20 protein-coding genes are annotated in these 18,282 nt (G+C 64.2%); 1 reads left to right on the top strand and 19 read right to left on the bottom strand.

What is annotated here, in order from left to right:
* Nucleotides 1–116: 116 nt before the first annotated feature.
* The 19 genes from DIC66_RS11125 to DIC66_RS11035 form a co-directional block, all read right to left on the bottom strand.
* Nucleotides 117–554, bottom strand: coding sequence for a transglutaminase domain-containing protein (locus DIC66_RS11125; RefSeq protein ID WP_117177102.1), 438 nt, complete (start codon nucleotides 552–554; stop codon nucleotides 117–119).
* A gap of 218 nt (nucleotides 555–772) precedes the next feature.
* The gene (locus DIC66_RS11120) at nucleotides 773–2,146 is read right to left on the bottom strand and encodes a PucC family protein (protein WP_117177100.1); all 1,374 of its coding nucleotides are present in this window, start codon (nucleotides 2,144–2,146) and stop codon (nucleotides 773–775) included.
* Between the two features lie 64 nt (nucleotides 2,147–2,210).
* Nucleotides 2,211–2,426, bottom strand: coding sequence for a light-harvesting protein (locus DIC66_RS11115; RefSeq protein WP_117177098.1), 216 nt, complete (start codon nucleotides 2,424–2,426; stop codon nucleotides 2,211–2,213).
* 11 nt (nucleotides 2,427–2,437) lie between these two features.
* A complete protein-coding gene (pufB, locus tag DIC66_RS11110) occupies nucleotides 2,438–2,587 on the bottom strand; it encodes a light-harvesting antenna LH1, beta subunit (protein WP_117177096.1) in 150 nt (49 codons plus the stop codon).
* Nucleotides 2,588–2,678: 91 nt separating this feature from the next.
* Nucleotides 2,679–3,512, bottom strand: coding sequence for a carotenoid 1,2-hydratase (locus DIC66_RS11105; protein ID WP_117177094.1), 834 nt, complete (start codon nucleotides 3,510–3,512; stop codon nucleotides 2,679–2,681).
* Complete coding sequence (gene crtD / locus DIC66_RS11100; RefSeq protein WP_117177092.1) at nucleotides 3,509–5,086, bottom strand: 1-hydroxycarotenoid 3,4-desaturase CrtD; 1,578 nt, start codon at nucleotides 5,084–5,086, stop codon at nucleotides 3,509–3,511. The genes DIC66_RS11105 and crtD overlap by 4 nt, the downstream gene beginning before the upstream one ends.
* Entirely contained in the window at nucleotides 5,079–5,897 is an 819-nt protein-coding gene (locus DIC66_RS11095) for a hypothetical protein (RefSeq protein WP_117177090.1), read from the bottom strand. Before DIC66_RS11095 ends, crtD begins: the two co-directional genes overlap by 8 nt.
* A 24-nt stretch (nucleotides 5,898–5,921) precedes the next feature.
* On the bottom strand, nucleotides 5,922–6,938 hold the full coding sequence (gene pufC / locus DIC66_RS11090) for a photosynthetic reaction center cytochrome PufC (RefSeq protein WP_117177088.1): 1,017 nt from the start codon (nucleotides 6,936–6,938) through the stop codon (nucleotides 5,922–5,924).
* Complete coding sequence (pufM, locus tag DIC66_RS11085) at nucleotides 6,935–7,912, bottom strand: photosynthetic reaction center subunit M (RefSeq protein ID WP_117177086.1); 978 nt, start codon at nucleotides 7,910–7,912, stop codon at nucleotides 6,935–6,937. Before pufM ends, pufC begins: the two co-directional genes overlap by 4 nt.
* A gap of 9 nt (nucleotides 7,913–7,921) precedes the next feature.
* Nucleotides 7,922–8,749 carry a photosynthetic reaction center subunit L gene (pufL, locus tag DIC66_RS11080; protein ID WP_117177084.1) on the bottom strand — a complete coding sequence of 276 codons (828 nt, stop codon included), beginning with the start codon at nucleotides 8,747–8,749 and terminating at the stop codon, nucleotides 7,922–7,924.
* Nucleotides 8,750–8,853: 104 nt separating this feature from the next.
* A complete protein-coding gene (pufA, locus tag DIC66_RS11075; RefSeq protein ID WP_117177082.1) occupies nucleotides 8,854–9,057 on the bottom strand; it encodes a light-harvesting antenna LH1, alpha subunit in 204 nt (67 codons plus the stop codon).
* A 10-nt stretch (nucleotides 9,058–9,067) separates the two neighbouring features.
* Nucleotides 9,068–9,295 (bottom strand): hypothetical protein, encoded by a 228-nt coding sequence (locus tag DIC66_RS11070; protein ID WP_117177080.1) that lies wholly within the window; start codon nucleotides 9,293–9,295, stop codon nucleotides 9,068–9,070.
* A gap of 32 nt (nucleotides 9,296–9,327) precedes the next feature.
* Nucleotides 9,328–9,471 (bottom strand): light-harvesting antenna LH1, beta subunit, encoded by a 144-nt coding sequence (gene pufB, locus DIC66_RS11065; protein ID WP_117177078.1) that lies wholly within the window; start codon nucleotides 9,469–9,471, stop codon nucleotides 9,328–9,330.
* 136 nt (nucleotides 9,472–9,607) lie between these two features.
* On the bottom strand, nucleotides 9,608–11,086 hold the full coding sequence (gene bchZ / locus DIC66_RS11060) for a chlorophyllide a reductase subunit Z (protein ID WP_117177076.1): 1,479 nt from the start codon (nucleotides 11,084–11,086) through the stop codon (nucleotides 9,608–9,610).
* Nucleotides 11,086–12,663 carry a chlorophyllide a reductase subunit Y gene (gene bchY / locus DIC66_RS11055; RefSeq protein ID WP_117177074.1) on the bottom strand — a complete coding sequence of 526 codons (1,578 nt, stop codon included), beginning with the start codon at nucleotides 12,661–12,663 and terminating at the stop codon, nucleotides 11,086–11,088. Before bchY ends, bchZ begins: the two co-directional genes overlap by 1 nt.
* 5 nt (nucleotides 12,664–12,668) lie before the next feature.
* Entirely contained in the window at nucleotides 12,669–13,679 is a 1,011-nt protein-coding gene (locus tag DIC66_RS11050) for a chlorophyllide a reductase iron protein subunit X (protein WP_117177072.1), read from the bottom strand.
* Nucleotides 13,676–14,629, bottom strand: a complete 954-nt coding sequence (gene bchC / locus DIC66_RS11045) for a chlorophyll synthesis pathway protein BchC (RefSeq protein WP_117177070.1) — start codon at nucleotides 14,627–14,629, stop codon at nucleotides 13,676–13,678. Before bchC ends, DIC66_RS11050 begins: the two co-directional genes overlap by 4 nt.
* A gap of 73 nt (nucleotides 14,630–14,702) precedes the next feature.
* Nucleotides 14,703–15,875 carry a methyltransferase gene (locus tag DIC66_RS11040; RefSeq protein WP_117177068.1) on the bottom strand — a complete coding sequence of 391 codons (1,173 nt, stop codon included), beginning with the start codon at nucleotides 15,873–15,875 and terminating at the stop codon, nucleotides 14,703–14,705.
* Between the two features lie 37 nt (nucleotides 15,876–15,912).
* Nucleotides 15,913–16,818, bottom strand: coding sequence for a polyprenyl synthetase family protein (locus tag DIC66_RS11035; RefSeq protein WP_117177066.1), 906 nt, complete (start codon nucleotides 16,816–16,818; stop codon nucleotides 15,913–15,915).
* Between the two features lie 570 nt (nucleotides 16,819–17,388).
* Here DIC66_RS11035 and DIC66_RS11030 point away from each other — a divergent pair.
* Nucleotides 17,389–18,249 (top strand): cobalamin B12-binding domain-containing protein, encoded by an 861-nt coding sequence (locus tag DIC66_RS11030; RefSeq protein WP_158558890.1) that lies wholly within the window; start codon nucleotides 17,389–17,391, stop codon nucleotides 18,247–18,249.
* Nucleotides 18,250–18,282: the final 33 nt, after the last annotated feature.

Here is an 18,282-nt window from a genome sequence, read left to right as displayed (position 1 = left end):
TCCAGAAGCTGCCACAGCCCTGACTCTGCCTTGTACATCACCCACATGTGGTCGTAGCGCCTGGCCGCACCGATGCGCTGGTGGGCGACTACGCTTCCGAGTGCAACACGCAGGTTCTACGGGCTGACACCTGAGGCCAGAAGCAGCGAGGCCAGCACAAACGCAATGTCTTCACAGTCTCCCGTGCCCAGGGCCAGCGTCTCCTCGGGGTATTGCCAGGGATCACTTCCCTTGCGTGCCTGGTAGCGAATGCGTTCGCCAACGAAGTTGGTCAGCACATGAACACGGTAGTCAAAAGCGCCCTTGCCGCGTTTGGTGAAGCGGGCCCGGCTCATGCTTTTTCGGTGCATGTAGGCGGCCACCTCTTTCACCAGCGTCTTGCGAATCACCGCATTGTTCTCAGTGGCAACATATTGCCGGACATCCATTGCATAGGGTTGATGCGGGGGAGCGATGGTCGGACGCCCGGAGGGCAGGACCGCATCGAACAGGATGACGTCTCCGTCCCAGTTCCATTGGTGAATACCCGTCATTCTGGATTGCTGCAGGCACATAGTCGATCTCTTGTTGTGTGTTTTTGATCTTCACTGGGCCTTTGCCGACACATTTTGAGAAGTATCAGCGATCACCAAAAAAAAGCCTGAATCACTTCAGGCTTTTTTGTGTGCAGATCACTCATCCTTCTTCGGCTTTTTGTAGGGCCGGTTGAGCCAGTTGGCCAGTACAAAAAAGCACAGCAGGCCAAACAGCAGGATGATGGGCATGGCAGATTTCATGGTGTCTCCTTCGGGTTGCGGATGAATAAGGGGTACATGGCCACCAGGGTCGCGCACAGCAGCAGCACTTCCAGGCTATAGACCGTGCTGTAACCGGTGACGGAATCATAAGCGTGGGCCACCGCATCGCGCAGCACGCCACCCAAGGCCATGGCAAGGCCGGCGCAGGTGGCTTGCACGGCGCCCCAGGCGCCCAGGGCCAGACCGGCCTGGTCCTTAGGTGCCAGGTTCATGGTGGCGGTGAGCGTGCCGTGGCCGAACATGCCCGCACCCAGTCCGATCAGAAAGGTGCCCAGGCCAAACAGCAGGGGCGACTGCATGGGTGCCGAGGCGATGACGGCCACAAACGCGGGGATGCCACAGCACACGCCCAGGGCCGCCATGCGGAATGGGTCCATGCCGCGGCTCAGCACGCGCGAGGCCCAGGCAAAACCAGCCAGTCCGCCAAAAGCCAGCGTGGCGGTGAGCGTGGTGGTGGAGGACACGCTGAGGTGCAGAATCTCGCCGCCAAAGGGCTCCAGCAACACGTCCTCCATGGAAAAGGCCATGGTGCCCATGCCCAACACCAAGAGGCGCCGCACCGAACGTGGGCCACTGCAAAACACCGCCCAGCTTTCCTGAAACGTGGGGTCCGCCTGGGGCCGGGCCTGGCGCGTGCGGCTGCGCGCCTCCTGCTTCCACAGGGCCACCACGTTCAGCACCAGAGTGATGAGGGCCGCACCCTGTATCACCTGCACCAGGCGCGCCGGGCTGTAGTCGGCCAGCAGCTCGCCAAAAAAGAAGGCGCTGCAAATCATGCCTACCAGCAGCATCACGCACATCAGGCCCACCACCTTGGGGCGCGACTCGGGCGCGGCCAGATCGGTGGCCAGTGCCAGGCCCACAGTCTGCGTGGTGTGCAGCCCCGCACCCACCAGAAGGAAGGCCACGCCGGCGCCCAAATGGCCAATCCAGGCAGGGGCTTGGGCGGCGTTGCCGCCACCCGATAGCACCAGCAGCGCAAACGGCATGATGGCAAAGCCGCCAAACTGCAGCATGGTGCCCATCCACATATAAGGCACGCGGCGCCAGCCCAGGGCCGAGGTGTGGTGGTCGGACTTGAAGCCGATCAGGGCGCGCAGCGGCGCAAAAAACAGGGGCAGCCCCACCATCACCGAGACCAGTGCCGTGGGCACCTTGAGCTCGACAATCATGACGCGGTTGAGGGTGCCCACCAGCAGCACAATGGCCATGCCGACCGACACCTGAAAAAGGGACAGGCGCAACAGCCTGGACAGGGGCAACTCGGCCGTGGCCACATCGGCAAACGGCAGAAAACGCGGACCCACTGAAGCCCAGGCAAAGACCAACTTCTGGCTGATACGGTTCATGGCACGCGGCCCCGGGCAAGAGGACCCAGGCCTTGCGGCCTTGGTCACTGCTTGCCCAAGAGGGCTACTTCTTCACCGGCGCTTCGACTGCCGGGGGGGCCGCAGCAGCCATGGCCACCACAGCGGACTTGCCCGCGGCGCCATTGTGAAAAGCCTTGATCCAGGTGGTGTTGGACACCAGCGTCAGATGCACGGCGAACGAGGTCACCGCCACGGCGCCCAGGAACACGGGTATGCCCAATGAAGGGTTGACCACCGTCCAGATTTTTCCGTAAATCATGGTGTGTACTCCTACTTCAGCCAGGGTGAATAGATGTAGGCCAGCAGATGGGCGAACGCGGCAATCATGCCGAATATCTGCGTGCCCTGGATGAGAGACCGGTGGATCTCCTCCGACTCAGCCACGGTCAGTCCCGTTGGCCCCACTTTATCGTCAGCCATAGTTATTACTCCTTGCAAGACGGTCACAACGTGCACAACCCGCACGGTGGGTATCAGTGGCCCGGTTGGCCACAAATTCTGGGTTTCGCATTCAGCTTCTGCGCGGCATGCGAAAGGGCAGCATGGCGCGCACGATGGGCGACACCAGCCGGGGAATGGAAAGCGACTCGTGGAAGCTGGTAACGGTCTCGCCCAGCAACGCACTCTTCAACAAGGCGCGCTGGTAGAACGGTGTGTCTTCCAGTTGTTCATGGATGCGCACGGGGGAGTCGCTGCGCATGCCGCGCTGCACGCGCCAGCGCGTGGGTGCCAGCGCTTGCGGCGGCGGCGCTTCAAAGCGCTGCACACTGCCATCGGTGCCAAAACGCAGCGGCAGCAGGGCCTGGCTGCGGTCGGGGTACTGCATGTCATACAGCACGGCAGTGCTGCCATCCTTCATGCGGCTGCGCGACCAGTCCCAGGCATGGAAGGCGCGGTCTATGGGCTCGTCGCCCTCGTTGGAATCCAGATAGGCCTGGCCGCTCCAGCGTTGGGCCGGTGCGTCCAGCGCCACCTCGATGCGCGCGCCCGGTGCCAGCGGGCCCCAGCGGTGCCTGGCGGCCGGGTCCAGCGCGGTGCTGAAGTCAAACAGGCGCTCGGGCTCCAGGCGGATGTGGCCGCGTATGCGCTGCGGGATGGGCGCGCAGACTTCGTCAATCTGCACCTGCAGGGCCTGGCCGTCCCAGTGCAGTTGGCTCGGGCCGATGTTGAAACGGGTGGCATCGCGGTGGCACAGGCGCCGCCCGCGCTCGGTCATGCTCCAGCGCCTGGCGTTGCGGCTGTAGAGCGCCACGTTCAGGCTGCAAAAATTGTCCGGGTCTACGTTGGGCCGGGTGCGGCCCCAGGCGTAGTACGGTGAGAAGACGCTGCCCACAAACGCAATCATGGTGAGCCCCCAGGTGCCGTCATCGCTGCTGGCATCGACATACCACCAGAGGTAGCCGCCGGGCGCAACCGCCTGGTCGAAGCAAGGTGCGCCAGCACGGCTTCGGCCGCCAGACGTCCCGACAGGGCTGCCATCGGCACGCCCGGCCCCGGATGGGTGCTGCCACCCGCCAGGTACAGGCCCGGCACCCGGCAGGCTGCTCCCGGCCGTGAAAAAATGCTCAGCCATCCGTGTGTTGCCTGTCCATACAAAGCCCCTCCCGTTGCGGGAAACCGTTGGTGAAAATCGTTGGGTGAGGTGCGCACCGTGCGCGCGCGCTCCAGCGCCACCTCCAGCCCGCACTGGCGCAGCCAGGCAAAGCTGCGCTCCTGGCAGCGCTCCAGTGCGTCGGGGCTGAGTGCGGCGCTGTCGCGGTCGCCCACTGCCGGGGCATTGACCAGGCACAGCAGGCGCTCATGCCCCTCGGGCACGCTGCCCGCGCCGCGGTCCTGCGCGCACACGTACACGGTGGGGTCCTGCGGCAGGCGGCCATGGGTAAAGATGTCTTCAAACTCGCTGGCATATCGCGGGCCGAAGAACAGGTTGTGGCGGTCCAGTGCCCTGCCCTCTGTGCAACGGGTCTTGGCCAGCACCGACCAGGTCAGGGCCGAGAGCGAGCGTTGCCCCGTAGCTACGGGCACGGCCGCGCGGGCCTGTGTGCCCAACAGGCCTTGCCGCAGCGCAGCTGCATCACCGTTGAACACCACCGCATCGGCGCGCAGGCTGTCACCGCTGTCCAGGCGCACGCCGCTGGCGCGGCCCTGGGCCATCAGGATTTCCTGGCAGCCGGTGTTGAAGCGAAACACCACACCGTGCTGCACGCACAGGCGCTCCAGGCAGCGGGCCAGCGCCGTCATGCCGCCCTGCACGGCCCACACACCATCCATCTCCACCTGCGTGATGAGGCTGAGCGTGGCCGGTGCCGCCCAGGGCGATGAGCCGGTGTAGGTGGCGTAGCGGCCAAACAGCTGCTGCAGGCGGGGGTCGGTGAAGTGGCGCTCCATGCTGCTCCACAAGGTGCGCAGCGGGCCAATGCCGGTAAGCAGGGCCAGGCCGCGTGGCCCCAGGCGCAGCATGAAGGCGGGCACGCTGGACAGCGGTGCGCGCATGAAGGGTGCTTCCATTTCGTCGTACAGGGCACGTGTGGTGGCGCAAAATTTCTGGAAGCGGGCGGCCTCTGCGGCACCGGCAAAGGCTTCCACTGCGGCCTCGCTTGCGCGCGGGTCGGCAAACAGATCGAGCGCGCTGCCATCGCCCCAGAAGTGGCGGGCCAACACGGGCAGGCGCTGCAGTTGCAATTCGCTGTCCAGGTCGGCGCCCACCGACTGCAGCAGCTCGTCAAACACCCAGCGCATGGTGAAGACGGTGGGTCCCGCGTCAATGGTCTGGCCGTCAATGACTTCGCCGCGCAGTTTGCCACCGGCGTGGCTGGCCTGTTCCACCACGGTGACTGCCACACCCGCATGGGCCAGGCGCAGCGCGGACACGAGACCGGCCATGCCGGCACCAACCACTACGGCACGGGTTTCAGACATACGCGGCCTCCATCACAGGGGCGGCAGGAGCAGTCGGTATCGCATCGCCATAGTGGCGCCCACACCAGACGCCCGACATGCGCAGCACGCGCATGCGGGCGAACATGGATTCCGAGAAAAAATCGTGCCGGTTGGCCGCCGCAATGGCCTGGCGGTGCGCGCCCTGGTGCGCGTAGGCCACCATGGAGGCGGTGTCATCCCAGACGCTGAAGGTGCACTGGCGCACCAGCGGCGCCTCGCCCAGGCCCATGGCCAGCTGGCAGCCTGCGGCCTGGCCCAGGTCGGCCTGGGCGGGTGGCGCATAGCGCCAGAAGGACATGGCCTTGGCCGGGCGGATGGAGCCGCGCGTGAGCACGGCCACCGGCAGGCCGGGGACAGCCGAAGCGTTGGCGTCGGACTGCGGCACTGCGGGCGCGCTGCTCAGCCGCTCCTCGGGCGTGACACCCCAGCTTTGCTGGTCCCACTGCCCGCGTATGGAGGTCACCGCCAGCTGGCCCAGCCAGTGCTCGCGCGCACGCCCCACAAAGGCCTGCAGTTCGGTGCTGCTGCAAAAGGCTTGTGCCGAAGTTTGGTCATCCAGCACAAACACCAGCCCCTGGTGCGTGGCGCTGGGGCGCAGGCCAAAGCCGCCGCCGTGGCCACTGCCCATGATCTTGGTGAAGCGCAAACCCGGCACGCCCTTGAAGCCCGCACTGCCCTGCGCCAGACGCAACCAGCCCCAGGCCCGGTGCTGGGCTGCAAAGTCCAGCAGCAAGACCACCACCACGCCGGACAGCGCGGCAGCAGTCTGGGCTTGGGCGGTAGTGCTCATGGGGGCCACACGGTGTGCTGTCCGTTATTTGGCGGCCACGGTTTCCACCAGCGGGCCTACCAGCTCCGGGTAGTCCGCGGCCATGGGCGTGCCGTTGAGTGGCTTGTACGCGCCTTGATGGCAGGTGGCGCAGTTGGCCTTGGCCACATCGCCCAGCTCGCCCTTGCGGTGTGCCGGGAAGGTGTCGGCCAAGGGCTCCAGGTAGTCGTTGTTGAGCGCGCGTGCCATGCGGATGCCGTACCAGGCCACCGCACGCTGTGGCGGGTTGCCCTCCCAGCCCTGGAAGGAGCGCGAGTTGTGGCAGTAGGTGCAGTTCACACCCAGCGACTGGGACAAGTGTGTCATCAGCCCATAGGTCCACTCGGCCTGCTTGATGGAGTGGCGGTTGCCCGAGGGCAGCGGTGTGGGGCCATTGACGCGAATGTCCTGCGCGTCCAGCAGAAAGGGCGTGAACGGGTCGTTGGGCAGGGAGGACAGGTTGACCGCCGGGTCCGGGCTGTTTTGGCCGGCCTTGTCGCCCATGAAGTTGGAGCCATAGGGCTGCGGGTTGGAGCGGTACCAGACCTGCTGTGGAATGGCATTGCCCCGGTGGCAGGTGTAGCAGGTGATGCCGGTGCCAGCCACGTGGGTCTTCCACTGGCTGTTGACGGTGCGCGTCATCTCCAGCATGCGCCGCGCCACCACCTTGGTGTATTTGCTGTCGTCGGCAAAATTGGCCGCATCGTGGCAATAGGTGCAACCCTCATTGGGCGCCACCCAGGTCACCATGGAGGCCATGATGCGGGTGAACTGGGCCACGCTCAGGTCTCCCAGCACCTTGACGTTCTTGAACACCAGCGAGGCTTTGGGGCCATCTGCTGGCGCGGCAGGCAGCGGCACCGGTGCGGTGTTGTTGTCGAGTTTGGCTTCCACAATGCGCGGGTTGTAGACCTGCAGCATGCCGGTGCCGCGGTAGCCGCGCTGTACCGAGTCCATGAAGGGGCGCTCACAGCCCGAGAGCAGCGTGGTCAGCAAGGCGAGCAGGCAAACAAACACTCTCATGGCGTCACTCCTTGCAGCAGGCTGGGGTCGATCACGGCAGGAAACACCGCCGGATACGGCGGCACCACGCCATGCTTCATGGACCAGAGGTACCAGTTGTCCACCACCGTGCCGGTGAGCAGGATGCCTATGCCGCCCACCAGGGGGCACAGCACGGCAAACCACCAGGCCCAGCGGTGAATGGATTCCATGGTGGCGTTGAAGCCCATGGTCCAGCGCCAGAACAGGGCGGCGCGCTCGGAAGCCGTGCCACGGTCCACGATCTGCTCCACCTCGCGCTCACCACCAAAGCGGGTTACCGCAAGGATAGTGGCGCCGTGCATGGCAAACAGCAGCGTGGAGCCATACAGAAACGCGATCGAGAGCGCATGGAAGGGGTTGTAGAACAGGTTGCCATAGCGCAGCGAAAAGGCCGCCGTCCAGTCCAGGTGCGGGAAGATGCCAAAGGGCACGGCCTCGCCCCAGGAGCCCATCAGCACCGGGCGGAAAAAGCCCAGCACCAGAAACAGCCAGATGGCCGACAGAAAGGCCCACGGCACATGCGTGCCCAGACCCAGCGCACGGGAGCGCCGGTAGGTGCGTATCCACCACAGGAACAGCGAAACCGTCAGAAAGCCACCGGCCATCAACCACCAGCCGCCCTGGTTGAGCGGGGGCAGATGCAGGCCGTAGCTGGGCGGCGGCGGCTCCAGCGCCAGCCAGAAGAGCTGGCGCACAAACTGCACCGGGTTCCAGTTGACCGAGGCCAGCATGTTGAGGCCAATGATGTTGAAGGCAATCATGCCGCAGACCAGCGAGGCCAGGCCCAGCGTGCCCAGGTAGATCGGGCCTATCTGCGCATTGCCAATCTTGCCCGCCCAGTAGGACACCAGCGGCTCGCCGGTGCGCGGGCTGTTACCAGCGTCCAGCTCGATGCCGTGGTGCAGCGGGCCGGTGGCCTGCACGGTGGTGAAAAGGTTTTGGTATTCAGCCATTGTTTGCTCCTATTGGCGCCAGATCGGCATGTTGAGCCACCAGCTCCACCACTCGGGCCAGCCGCGGCTCCAGAAGGGTCCGCTGAGCACAATGCACAGGGCGCTGAACAGCACCGCGGCCAGCGCCAGGAACAGGCCCAGGCGGTGGATTCCCAGCGTGCCGATGGAGTAGCCCACGATGTCCTTGAAGAAAGTGTCCTCGTGCTCGGGCGTCTTGACCACGTCGCCATGCCCGGGGTTGGCCGCCGAGAGGATCAGGCCGCCATGCAGCGAGAGCGCAAAAGTGGTGGCAAAAAAGAAGCTCACCCCCAGCATGTGGGCCGGGTTGTAGTGGAAGTGCAGGTACTGGTAGCCCACGTTGGAGACCCAGTCCAGGTGGCTGTAGATGCCGTAGGGGAAGCCGTGGCCCCAGGCGCCCATGAGCACCGGGCGAATGACTTCCAGCGTGAAGTAGGCAAAGATGGCCACGCAGAATGCGGCGGGCACGTGGTAGCCCATGGCCAGCTTGCGGCAGATTTCCACCTCGCGGGCCGCCCAGGAGACAAAGGCCCCGAGCGCGCAGATGGTGATGAGCTGCCACAGGCCGCCTGCCATCAGTGGCGCGGGGCGCAGGCCGTAGGAGAGGTCGGGCGGCGCAATGCTGATTTGCCAGAGGTTCCAGGTCGGTCCCATGGCCGCGCCCCAAAGGATCAGGGCGGTGCCAAGGAAGCTGAAGAAGAGTGTGGTGATGCCGAAGAAGCCGACATAAAAGGGGCCGACCCAGAAGTCGAACAGGTCGCCTCCGAGCAGCGTGCCGCCGCGGACTCTGTATTTCTTTTCAAAGCTGAGCATGGCCATGGTGGGGCTCCTGGGAAGCGGATGCGCGAAACGGGTTCAACCGGGAAAGAGAGCGGGCAGACACTGCGTCGAAAAAATTAGCGGTGCAGCGTCTGCCATGCCAGTTACGACTTGATCGCAGGCACTGCGGGCGGCATGGGCGCGTTTTGCGCCGTTGCCGATGCCGCGGGTTTTTTCGCGCCGTCGAGCCAGTTGAACTTGTTGGTGCTGAGCAGGATGAGGTGAATCATCGCGGCCAGCGCAAAGAGGAAAATGCCCTGAACCACCATGGCTCGCAGGGGATCGAAAAGTCGCCAAATACGCCACATAACAGTACTCCTAAAAAATGTGGGACATGAAGGTGTAAATACCAGCGCTCACCCCGGAGAAGATGTTGGTCATGTTCTCGGAGCCGGGCAGCCAGCTCTTCCACGACACGCCCAGCACCTGGCCGATGGCAGCGACGAACAACAGCAGGACAAAGCAAGGCACAAAGACCAGGGCAAACGTCAGCTTGTCACCCTTGGCAGGGTGGTGGGCTTCCGATAGGGTTGGGTGTACGAACATGGTTTAACTCCGAAGTTAGTTGCTGATCAGACTCAGAGCCAGGGCCGCCATGCCCAGACCAGGATGTGGGCCACCACGGCTACCGCCGTGAAACCCACCAGACCCTGCATCCAGTAATGGTGAAACTCCTGAGCCTCTTCGTCAGACAGTCCGGATATGGAATTCCGTGTTGACATGCGAAAGCTCCTTCTTAAAACAGCCTTGCGGCCACCACTGCGCAAGGCCCGCGCAGCAAGGGCAGCCGGGGCGGATTGCCACGACATTCGGTTGACAGCAGGCACACGGGCCCACCATCCAAAAAGTTCAGGGTGCTCATGCCGGCACCCCCATGCCCAAGGCGCGGCTGGCCTGGTCCACATGGGCATCGCCCACGCTGTCAGCCCCGGCTTCGCGCGCATGGCGCTCGGCCAGGTCGCGCAGCTGCTTGGCTGCCGATATCTGGATCAGCACCGGCTGGCTTTGCACGATGTCGCGCAGGCGGGCCTGTGCCGACTCGTCCCACGTCGCGTTGGGCACCACCACACCACGCGCGTGGGTGGGATCGACCCGGTCCATTTCTGTCCCTAAGGGCAGGATGTGGAACAGCGCGTCAAACAGCGCGTTGCACACTTCCTGAATCAGGTAGGTGGCACCGCTGTAGCCCATGAAGGGCGTGCCGGTATGGCGGCGGATGATGGCGCCGGGGAAGGACGCCGGAATAAAGGCCGCACGCATGGGGCCCGCACCTCCGGCTTCGGCCAGGTACATGCGCTCGTTGTAGCTGCCAAACATGATCAAAGGCATCTGCGTCTTGCACATCTGGCGGATGGCCTGGTTGTCGGTCTTGGTGCCCGCCGTGCGCGAGACGGCAAACTTGCAGGGCAGGCCCATCTCCACTTCCAGGAAGTGGCGGATGCCGCGGGTATAGGTCTCCGTGGCCACCACCGCAAAGCTGGCGGTGGAGAAAAAATCCTGCGTGACCGAGCGCCACAGGTCCCACAGGGGCTTGAGCGTGGTGTGGCGTTCACGCTCGATAAAGGGCTCCGGGTCCAGGTGCAGCAGCTCGCCTAGCTTGCGCAAAAACTGCGTGGTGCTGTGCAGGCCGATGGGGGCTTGCAGGTAGGGGCGGTCCAGCGCTTCGCACAGCATGCGGCCGAACTCGCGGTACATGCAGATGTTCACATCCGCCTCGACCAGGCGCGAGACATCGGCCACGTGGCTGGTGAGCGGAAACACCATGTTGATGTCGGCGCCAATGCCCTGCACCAGGCGGCGGATTTCGGCCAGGTCGCTGGGCGAATTGAAGGTGCCATAGGCCGGGCCGATGATGTTGACGCGCGGCTTTTCACCCACCGGGCGCTCGGCAAAGGGCTTGCGTGCAGGCACCTTGCGCAGGCCGTACTCGCTCCACAGCCAGTACATGGCGCGGTTGGCGCACTGCCACTGGTCTTCGTCAATCGTGCGCGGCAGAAAGCGCAGGATGTTGGTGCCCTCGGGCGTGACACCGCCGCCAATCATTTCGGCAATCGAGCCGGTGACCACCACGGCGGGCAGGTCCGGGTCCAGCGCGGCGTGCGCGCGCTTCATGGCGCCCTCGGTGCCTTCGCGGCCCAGCTGCTCTTCGCCCAGGCCGGTCACCACAATCGGCAACTCGTGCGGAGGGAGCGCATCGGTGTAATGCAGCACCGAGGTCACCGGCAGGTTCTCGCAGCCCACCGGGCCGTCGATGATGACCTGCAGGCCCTTGATGGCGGTGAACACATAGACGGCACCCCAGTAGCCGCCGGCCCGGTCGTGGTCAATGACAAACATCAGCCCATCTCCTCGGCTTTGCGCTTCTTCAAAAGCTTGGCCAACTGGCGCTTGGTCTCAGCGCGGAATTCGGGGTGGTCTTGCGGCACGTCTTCCCACACGCCAGACGCATGGCCCGCACCCACCTGTCCAAAAAAGCCGGACATGGCATCGAAGCGGGCCTGGTTCCCAATGGCTGCCTGCACCACCTGCACCAGCGATCCGGCCCCGGCCACACCCATGAGGGGCCGGGCCGAGATCAGGTTGGTGAAATAGAGCGAGGGGATGGACAGCTGCTTGGCCTTTTGCACCACGGGGGTGGTGCCTATGGCCAGTTGTGGCTTGTATTCATGCACAGCGGCCAGGTCCTGCTCCAGCGAGGCGCGGAACTGCACCTGCACGCCGTGCGCCTGCAGCCAGGCGGCGTCTGCCGCGTTCCAGGGTGTGGCCGGGCAGGCGCTGCCTACGTAGCGCAGATCGGCACCGCACTCCACCAGCAGGCGGCCCACCAGCAGCTCGGAGCCTTCGTAGCCGCTGAGTGTGATACGGCCTTTGATGGGCTTGGCCGCAAGGAGCGGACGCATCGCAGCCAGCGCCTGGTTGCGTGCCAGATCAATCTTGTCCTGGGCCACGCCACAGGCACCGCCTATGGCTTGCAGCCAGTCTTGCGTGCCTTCCAGACCGACGGGGGCCGAGCCCACCACAGGCCGGCCAGCCGCCTGGAACTCGCGCACGCTGGCGGTATAAAACGGGTGGATGGCAGCCACGGCGGTGCAGTCGAGTGCGGCATACAGCTCGCGCCATTCGCGCGTGGGAACTACCGGCCCAGCGGCCAGGCCCATCGGCGCCAGCAGGTGGGCAATGCCGACAGGGTCGGCCGGGAACATCTCGCCCAACAGCGTGACGGTAGGCCGCTCGTTGACGCCGCCGCGCGGGGCCTGCACCGGGCCGTTGAGAATCTCCTGGCGGGCGTAGCGCAGCATGGCACCGGCCAGCACGTCCTTGGCCTCGGCGTGCGTGGGCACGCCAAAGCCGGGCACATCGATGCCGATAATGCGCACGCCGTTGATCTCCTTGGGCAGCAACTGCAGCGGCACGCCGCTGGCACTGGGCACGCACAGGTTGATGATGACGATGGCGTCATATTGGGCCGGGTCGGCCTGGGCGTGCACTGCCTCGCGAATGTCTTCAAACAGCTTGCCGGTGACCAGTGACTCGGAGTTGAAGGGCACATAACCCACGCTGCGGCGCGCACCGTAAAAATGCGAAGTAAAAGTCAGGCCATACACACAGCAGGCCGAGCCTGACAGGATGGTGGCGGTGCGGCGCATGCGCAGGCCCACGCGCAGCGAGCCAAAGGCCGGGCACATGCTTTGCGGCTGGTCATGCGGGCCGGCGTTTTCCTTCTTCGGATAGTCCTGCGCGTACTGCGCCAGGATCTCCGACTTGCCTGCCGCCTTGGCCGCGGCAAGCAGCTGCTCGCCACCGGCGTGGCAGCCCATGCCATCGCCTTCAATGGCGGTGGACTGCGGCGCGCGCGCAGCCAGCGCCTCGGCCGGAACAATGGGAATGATGGTTCCCGAAGGGGTGGTGGTCATGCTGCTCAGGCCTCGTCGTAAACCACTTCCAGGCTGGGCTTGACCACGTCCACGCGGCCCACCATGTCAAACACGGTGGCGGGCTCCAGCACCACGTTGCGGCCCACCACATCGGCGCTGAACAGGCCCAGCAGTTCGTCCTGCGTCTGCGGCTTGGGGCGCACCGGGGGTGCTGCACCCACGTTGACCGCCAGTTCTTCAAACAGCGGGCCCCACTCGGAGCCGGGGATGCCGATGATTTCGTAGCTGGCGCTCTTGCGGCGGATGTCCTCATGGGCGGGAATGGCCGCCAGCACCGGGATGCCCACCTTTTCGGCAAAGGCCGCAGCCTCACCGGTGCCATCGTCCTTGTTGATGACCATGCCGGCCACGCCCACATTGCCACCGAGCTTGCGGAAGTATTCGACAGCGGAGCAGACGTTGTTGGCCACGTAGAGGGATTGCAAATCGTTGCTGGCCACCACAATGACCTTTTGGCACATGTCGCGGGCAATCGGCAGGCCAAAGCCGCCGCAGACCACGTCACCCAAAAAGTCCAGCAGCACGTAGTCAAAGCCCCAGTCGTGAAAGCCCAGCTTCTCCAGCGTCTCAAAGCCGTGGATGATGCCGCGCCCGCCGCAGCCGCGTCCCACCTCGGGGCCGCCCAGCTCCATGGCAAACACGCCGTCGCGCTTGAAGCAGACGTCGCTGATGCTCACCGCCTGGCCGGCCAGCTTGAGGCGCGAGGACGTCTCGATGATGGTGGGGCAGGCCTTGCCGCCAAACAGCAGGCTGGTGGTGTCGCTCTTGGGGTCGCAGCCGATGAGCAGCACTTTTTTTCCTTGCTGCGCCATCATGTAACTGAGGTTGGCCAGGGTGAAACTTTTGCCTATGCCGCCCTTGCCGTAGATGGCAATGATTTGCGTCTCCTTGGTGGGCGCGTTGGTGTGCACCTGGGGCGGCTCCACGGCGGCTTCTTCGCGCAGCAGCTGCACAAATTTGATGGGCTGCTCGGTCGAGGTCAGGGGGTTCGTCATGCGTTGGCACTCCAGTCCAGAATCATCTTCAGACATGCGGCATCGCCAAATGCCACCTCGTAAGCCGCCAGCGCCCTTGCAGGTGCTTGCTGGTGGGTGATCAGGCCGTCCAGGGACAGGCGGCCGTTGTGTACCAATTCATTGACGGCCAGCAGGTCGGGCCGTTTCCATTCGGCTGCGGTACGAATGGTGGCCTCGCGCATAAAGGCCGGGGCAAAGGCAAAGTGCAGGTCGCTCTTGTAAAAACCGGCCAGCACCACTTCGCCACCGGGGGCCAGGCGCTGGATCAGCTGGTCCAGCAGGTTGGAGTCACCGCTGACGTCGTAAATCGCCTTGTAGTCTTTGCGCGGGTCGTCTTGCGGGTGCAGGGCCACGTAGCCCTGGGCGCCGCTGAGGCGGTCGGCCTGGGTGTCCCACACGGTGGGGGCCGGCGCGCCGGAGGCCACCGTCATGCGTGCCAGCAGGCGGCCCATGACGCCGTGGCCGACGATGAGATCGGGCGGGTTGATGATCTGGCGCTTGCCGCCACCCGACACCGCGTGGTAAGCCGTGGCGGCGAGCGCCAGCAGCACGGCGTTGGCGCCCAGCCGGTCTTCCACCGGCACCACGCGGTCCTGGTTGACCACCAGTTGCGAGGCGGTGCCGCCAAACAGGCTGCGAACGCCCTGCAGGCAGCTCGCGCCGGGCACAAACACGCGCTGGCCCACTTGGTGTGTGGCCGTGTCGCTGACTTCTACCACCCTGCCCACGGATTCATAGCCGGGCACCAGCGGGTAACCCATGCCGGGGAAGGCAGGCATGCTGCCGTCCCACAACAGGCGCTCGGTGCCGGTGCTGATGCCGCTGTATTCCACTGCGACCCGGATCTGGCCCTCAGTCAGCTCCGACAGGTCCAGGGTCTGCAGCGAAAGCTGGCGGGGCTGCTGGAATACGACGGCTTGTGATTTCATGATCTCATTCTTTACGTTACACCAATGCATGTAAAGCTACATTTACACATTTGGCTAAAAAAAGGGTAAACACCTAGCAACCCGGCTTGCGCGCAACCAGCAAGCGGGTGTGGATGGGCATGGCGTTGGGCAGCAGTTCCACGTGCACAAAACCGGTATCAGCCAGCATGCGGCTGAGCTCGGTGGGCGTGCGCAAGCGCCCTGCCCCCATGGCCAGCAAATAAAAATGGAAATAGGCGTCGCCCGCCTGCGCCTCCAGCGGCTCTTGCGCCATGGGTTCGGCCAGCAACAGGGTGCCGCCCACGGGCAAGGCGTCAAAAATTTTCTGGAAGATGGTGCGCACCTGGTCATCCGGGTGGTCATGGGCCACACGGATCAGGGTGACCAGATCGGCGCCCTGCGGCAACGCGTCATCGAAAAAGCTGCCAGGGTGGTATTCCACCTCGGCCTGCAACCCGAGTGCGGCGTGGTTGTGCCGGGCCAATGCCAGTACCTGCGGCAGGTCAAAAAGCTGCAGGCGCAGCTGCTTTTCGCGGCCCGCCAGTTCGGCCATGAAGCGGCCCTTGCCCGCACCCACGTCCAGCACGCAGCGGTATTGGCCAAAGGGGAAGGTATCCAGCACCTCCTGCAGCACAAAGGTCTGGGAGGCTGCCATCAGCGCCGAGTAGCGGTCCACATGCGCGGCGTCGGCCTCTTTGGCCTGCTGGGGCGTGGCGGCATGGGCATAGGGCCAGTAGGCCGCCATCTGGCCGCTCCAGGCGTCCTGCAGAAAAGTGGTGGGCTCGGCCAGGTCGCGGTAGAGCAGGCTGTTGTGCTCGATCATGGCGCGTATGCCTTCGTGGGCCGCAATCGGCATGCCCAGCGGCCCCAGTCCATAACGCTGATGGCTGCGCCGCTCCAGCAGCTTCAATGACACCGCCGACAGCAGCAGTCGCTGCAGTGCGGCTTCGGGCATGTGGCAGCGGCTTGCCAGTTCTTCCAGGGTGGCCGGGGCCTTTTGCAACTGTGCGAACAGCTTGAGGCGCACGCAGGAGAGCAGCACCTGCGAGTACACAAAGCCGGACATGAGGTCGAAGATCTGGCGGGTCCTGCGCTGGGCAAACCAGCGCGTCAGCGGGTTGGACAGGGCCAGCCGGTAGAGCCACGGCTGGGCCATCCACTGCTCCACCTTGCGGTGCACGCCGTCCATCCAGTCGTGCGTGGATGCCAGGCCGCTTGGGCTGTTGGCGATGTCGAGGTTTGGCATGGCGGCCCCTTCTTTTTGCGACAGATGAACCGGTGCTTCAGGCAGACACAACCGGGGCGCTGCGGGCACTGGGCAGGCGGTAGGCTGCGCAGGCGGCGCTGGGTACCAGACGCTCGGACTCGCGCCGCACCAGCTGCTGCAGCATGTCGCGGCAGGTGCAGGCGGGCACGCTGTCCACAGCGGTCTGTATCAAGTCCTGGAAGTAGTCCACCGCACCGCCCAAGCCCAGTTCGCTGGCGGCGCTGGGGCGCGTGTGCAGCAGGTCCTGACCCGCAGGCTTACCCAGGTCGGCGCTCAGGCCCATGACGTCACGGATGTCATCGGCCACCTGGTAGGCCTCTCCCAGGCTGGCGCCCAGTGTGACCCAGGGCTGGGCGTCACTGCCCGAGGCCAGGGCACCGGCACAGGTAGAGGCCACAAACAGGGCACCGGTCTTGGCGCGCTGGTACTGGCCCAGGTCGGCGCGGGGCTCGCATTCCCAGGCCTGACCGGCCACGATGCCGTTGGGCAAGCCCACCCCGGCGCTCATGCTTTGCATCAGCCCTATGAGGCGCTCAGGCAAGGCGTGCCCGGCATTGAGCAGCACCTGGTAGGCCATGACAATGAGCGCATCCCCGGCAAGCAACGCCAGGGGCTCACCAAAGGCCTTGTGCACCGTGGGGCGGCCACGCCGGATGTCGGCGTCGTCAAAGGCCGGCATGTCATCGTGCACCAGGGACGCGCAGTGCATCAGCTCCAGTGCGCTGGCCGCCGCGTTGCTGAGCGCGGGCTGGTCATCGCCACAGGCAATGGCTACCGAGAGGGTGAGCTGGGGGCGGATGCGGGCGCCTCCGGAAAACACCGCATGCCGCATGGCGGCCACCAGGCGGGGGGGCGCTGAGTGGCCGACGGCGCCCTCAAAGCTGAATGCCAGGGATGTTTCTGCACGCGCTAACAGGCTCATGGTGACCTCGCTTCTTCGTGTGGGAGTGTCACTATGAATTGACACTTGTTTGTGTCAATATAATCAATCAAAACCCTTTGTCAATCACAAGTTACACCAATACGCGAAGCGGTACAGCGCCACCCAACCAAGGAGTCCAGCTATGGGGATATGGATTGAGTTAGGAATTTTTATACTCGTGCTGGCCTTCGGTCTTTGGCAAATCCACGATGTCGGTTTGGAGCGCCGAAAACGGCAAGCCCGGAAGGAAAAAGGGGATATCCCACGCGATCCAGAGTAAAAATTTCCTTGCCCAATTGAACAAAATTCAACTTGGTTCGGGAAAACAGGGGGTAGGCGCCGCAATGCCCGGCTCCTATACTTTGTACCTCTCTATAGGCAAACCTTTTTCCGGCTTGCTGCATGCAGGGTAAAAGCGGAAGACACAAATAAAAGCATGCCTCTTTGATGATGGGCAGACGCCCCATCCACGGATCATGCATAGGAGCAAACATGGACCTCGGTTTGGTTGCCCCCCTGTGTGGCGGGTTGCGGTTTCCTGTACTTTTGCATGATTGGCATTGGACAGCCATGTCCATGGTGGGGTCCAGCGCCTCCAGAACCAAATCCGACAGCAATTGCGGCGAAGAGGGGGACGAAGGCTACGAGGAATGCAAAGGCTCCCTGCGCAGTGTGATCGAGTCCCAGATCATTCCGCGCCTGCTGCAAGCCCATGCATCGTTTTCGGCGTCCAATGCGCAGACCTTCAACACGGCCTATGACCCCGACCGCGCGGAAGTGGATGCCTTTGCCACACTGTGCGTCCAGGCCTCTGCGGAAGGTGCCACGGCGTTCGTGAAGCGGCTTCAAAAGGATGGCGTAAACAACGATGACCTGTTCCTGAAGCTGATGGCACCTGCAGCGCGCTGTCTGGGCACCTGGTGGGAAGAGGACAAGACCGACTTCACCGTGGTCACGCTGGGCCTGCTGCGCATGCAGCAACTCACCCATGAATTGGGCTATGACTACCACGAGGGGCCGCAGGATGCGGGTATGGTGCGCCGTGTGATGCTGGCGGCTGCACCCGGTTCGCAACACATTCTGGGCTTGGTGATGGTGAGTGAGTTTTTCCGCAAGGAGGGTTGGCAGGTAGTCGTGGAAATCGCCAACACCGACAAGGAAATACTGCAGGCAGCCAGAAACGAGTGGTTTGACCTGATTGGACTCTCCGTAGGTCTGGTGGAGCAACTTCCCACACTGGCCAATCTGATTGCCCAGGTGAAGAAGGCTTCACGCAATCCCGATACCCCCGTGCTGCTGGGTGGCCCGGCGTTTTACAGCAGCGACATCACTGCCGAAAGTGTGGGCGCCAATGGCATTTCTCTGGATGCCCTGCACGGCATCAAGCTTGCCGCTGCGCTGGTCGATCCGCTGAAAAGAGTAGCCCCATAGATGCGGTGCCACTGCACACACATCAAAAAAGGG

The sequence above is a fragment of the Rhodoferax lacus genome, from assembly GCF_003415675.1.
In the GTDB taxonomy this organism is placed as follows: domain Bacteria; phylum Pseudomonadota; class Gammaproteobacteria; order Burkholderiales; family Burkholderiaceae_C; genus Allorhodoferax; species Allorhodoferax lacus.
This window is presented reverse-complemented; position numbering and strand designations above follow the sequence as displayed.

What these genes read in the sequence shown, in the direction of transcription:
- DIC66_RS11030 (WP_158558890.1), top strand. Translation starts at nt 17,389, where the DNA reads ATGTCCATGGTGGGGTCCAGCGCCTCCAGAACCAAATCCGACAGCAAT.
- pufA (WP_117177082.1), bottom strand. Translation starts at nt 9,057, where the DNA reads ATGTGGCGTATTTGGCGACTTTTCGATCCCCTGCGAGCCATGGTGGTT.
- pufB (WP_117177078.1), bottom strand. Translation starts at nt 9,471, where the DNA reads ATGTCAACACGGAATTCCATATCCGGACTGTCTGACGAAGAGGCTCAG.
- DIC66_RS11070 (WP_117177080.1), bottom strand. Translation starts at nt 9,295, where the DNA reads ATGTTCGTACACCCAACCCTATCGGAAGCCCACCACCCTGCCAAGGGT.
- pufC (WP_117177088.1), bottom strand. Translation starts at nt 6,938, where the DNA reads ATGAGAGTGTTTGTTTGCCTGCTCGCCTTGCTGACCACGCTGCTCTCG.
- bchZ (WP_117177076.1), bottom strand. Translation starts at nt 11,086, where the DNA reads ATGTTTGTCATTGACCACGACCGGGCCGGCGGCTACTGGGGTGCCGTC.
- DIC66_RS11095 (WP_117177090.1), bottom strand. Translation starts at nt 5,897, where the DNA reads ATGAGCACTACCGCCCAAGCCCAGACTGCTGCCGCGCTGTCCGGCGTG.
- DIC66_RS11035 (WP_117177066.1), bottom strand. Translation starts at nt 16,818, where the DNA reads ATGAGCCTGTTAGCGCGTGCAGAAACATCCCTGGCATTCAGCTTTGAG.
- DIC66_RS11120 (WP_117177100.1), bottom strand. Translation starts at nt 2,146, where the DNA reads ATGAACCGTATCAGCCAGAAGTTGGTCTTTGCCTGGGCTTCAGTGGGT.
- DIC66_RS11050 (WP_117177072.1), bottom strand. Translation starts at nt 13,679, where the DNA reads ATGACGAACCCCCTGACCTCGACCGAGCAGCCCATCAAATTTGTGCAG.
- pufL (WP_117177084.1), bottom strand. Translation starts at nt 8,749, where the DNA reads ATGGCCATGCTCAGCTTTGAAAAGAAATACAGAGTCCGCGGCGGCACG.
- DIC66_RS11115 (WP_117177098.1), bottom strand. Translation starts at nt 2,426, where the DNA reads ATGATTTACGGAAAAATCTGGACGGTGGTCAACCCTTCATTGGGCATA.
- DIC66_RS11125 (WP_117177102.1), bottom strand. Translation starts at nt 554, where the DNA reads ATGTGCCTGCAGCAATCCAGAATGACGGGTATTCACCAATGGAACTGG.
- bchY (WP_117177074.1), bottom strand. Translation starts at nt 12,663, where the DNA reads ATGACCACCACCCCTTCGGGAACCATCATTCCCATTGTTCCGGCCGAG.
- pufM (WP_117177086.1), bottom strand. Translation starts at nt 7,912, where the DNA reads ATGGCTGAATACCAAAACCTTTTCACCACCGTGCAGGCCACCGGCCCG.
- bchC (WP_117177070.1), bottom strand. Translation starts at nt 14,629, where the DNA reads ATGAAATCACAAGCCGTCGTATTCCAGCAGCCCCGCCAGCTTTCGCTG.
- DIC66_RS11040 (WP_117177068.1), bottom strand. Translation starts at nt 15,875, where the DNA reads ATGCCAAACCTCGACATCGCCAACAGCCCAAGCGGCCTGGCATCCACG.
- DIC66_RS11105 (WP_117177094.1), bottom strand. Translation starts at nt 3,512, where the DNA reads ATGATTGCGTTTGTGGGCAGCGTCTTCTCACCGTACTACGCCTGGGGC.
- pufB (WP_117177096.1), bottom strand. Translation starts at nt 2,587, where the DNA reads ATGGCTGACGATAAAGTGGGGCCAACGGGACTGACCGTGGCTGAGTCG.
- crtD (WP_117177092.1), bottom strand. Translation starts at nt 5,086, where the DNA reads ATGTCTGAAACCCGTGCCGTAGTGGTTGGTGCCGGCATGGCCGGTCTC.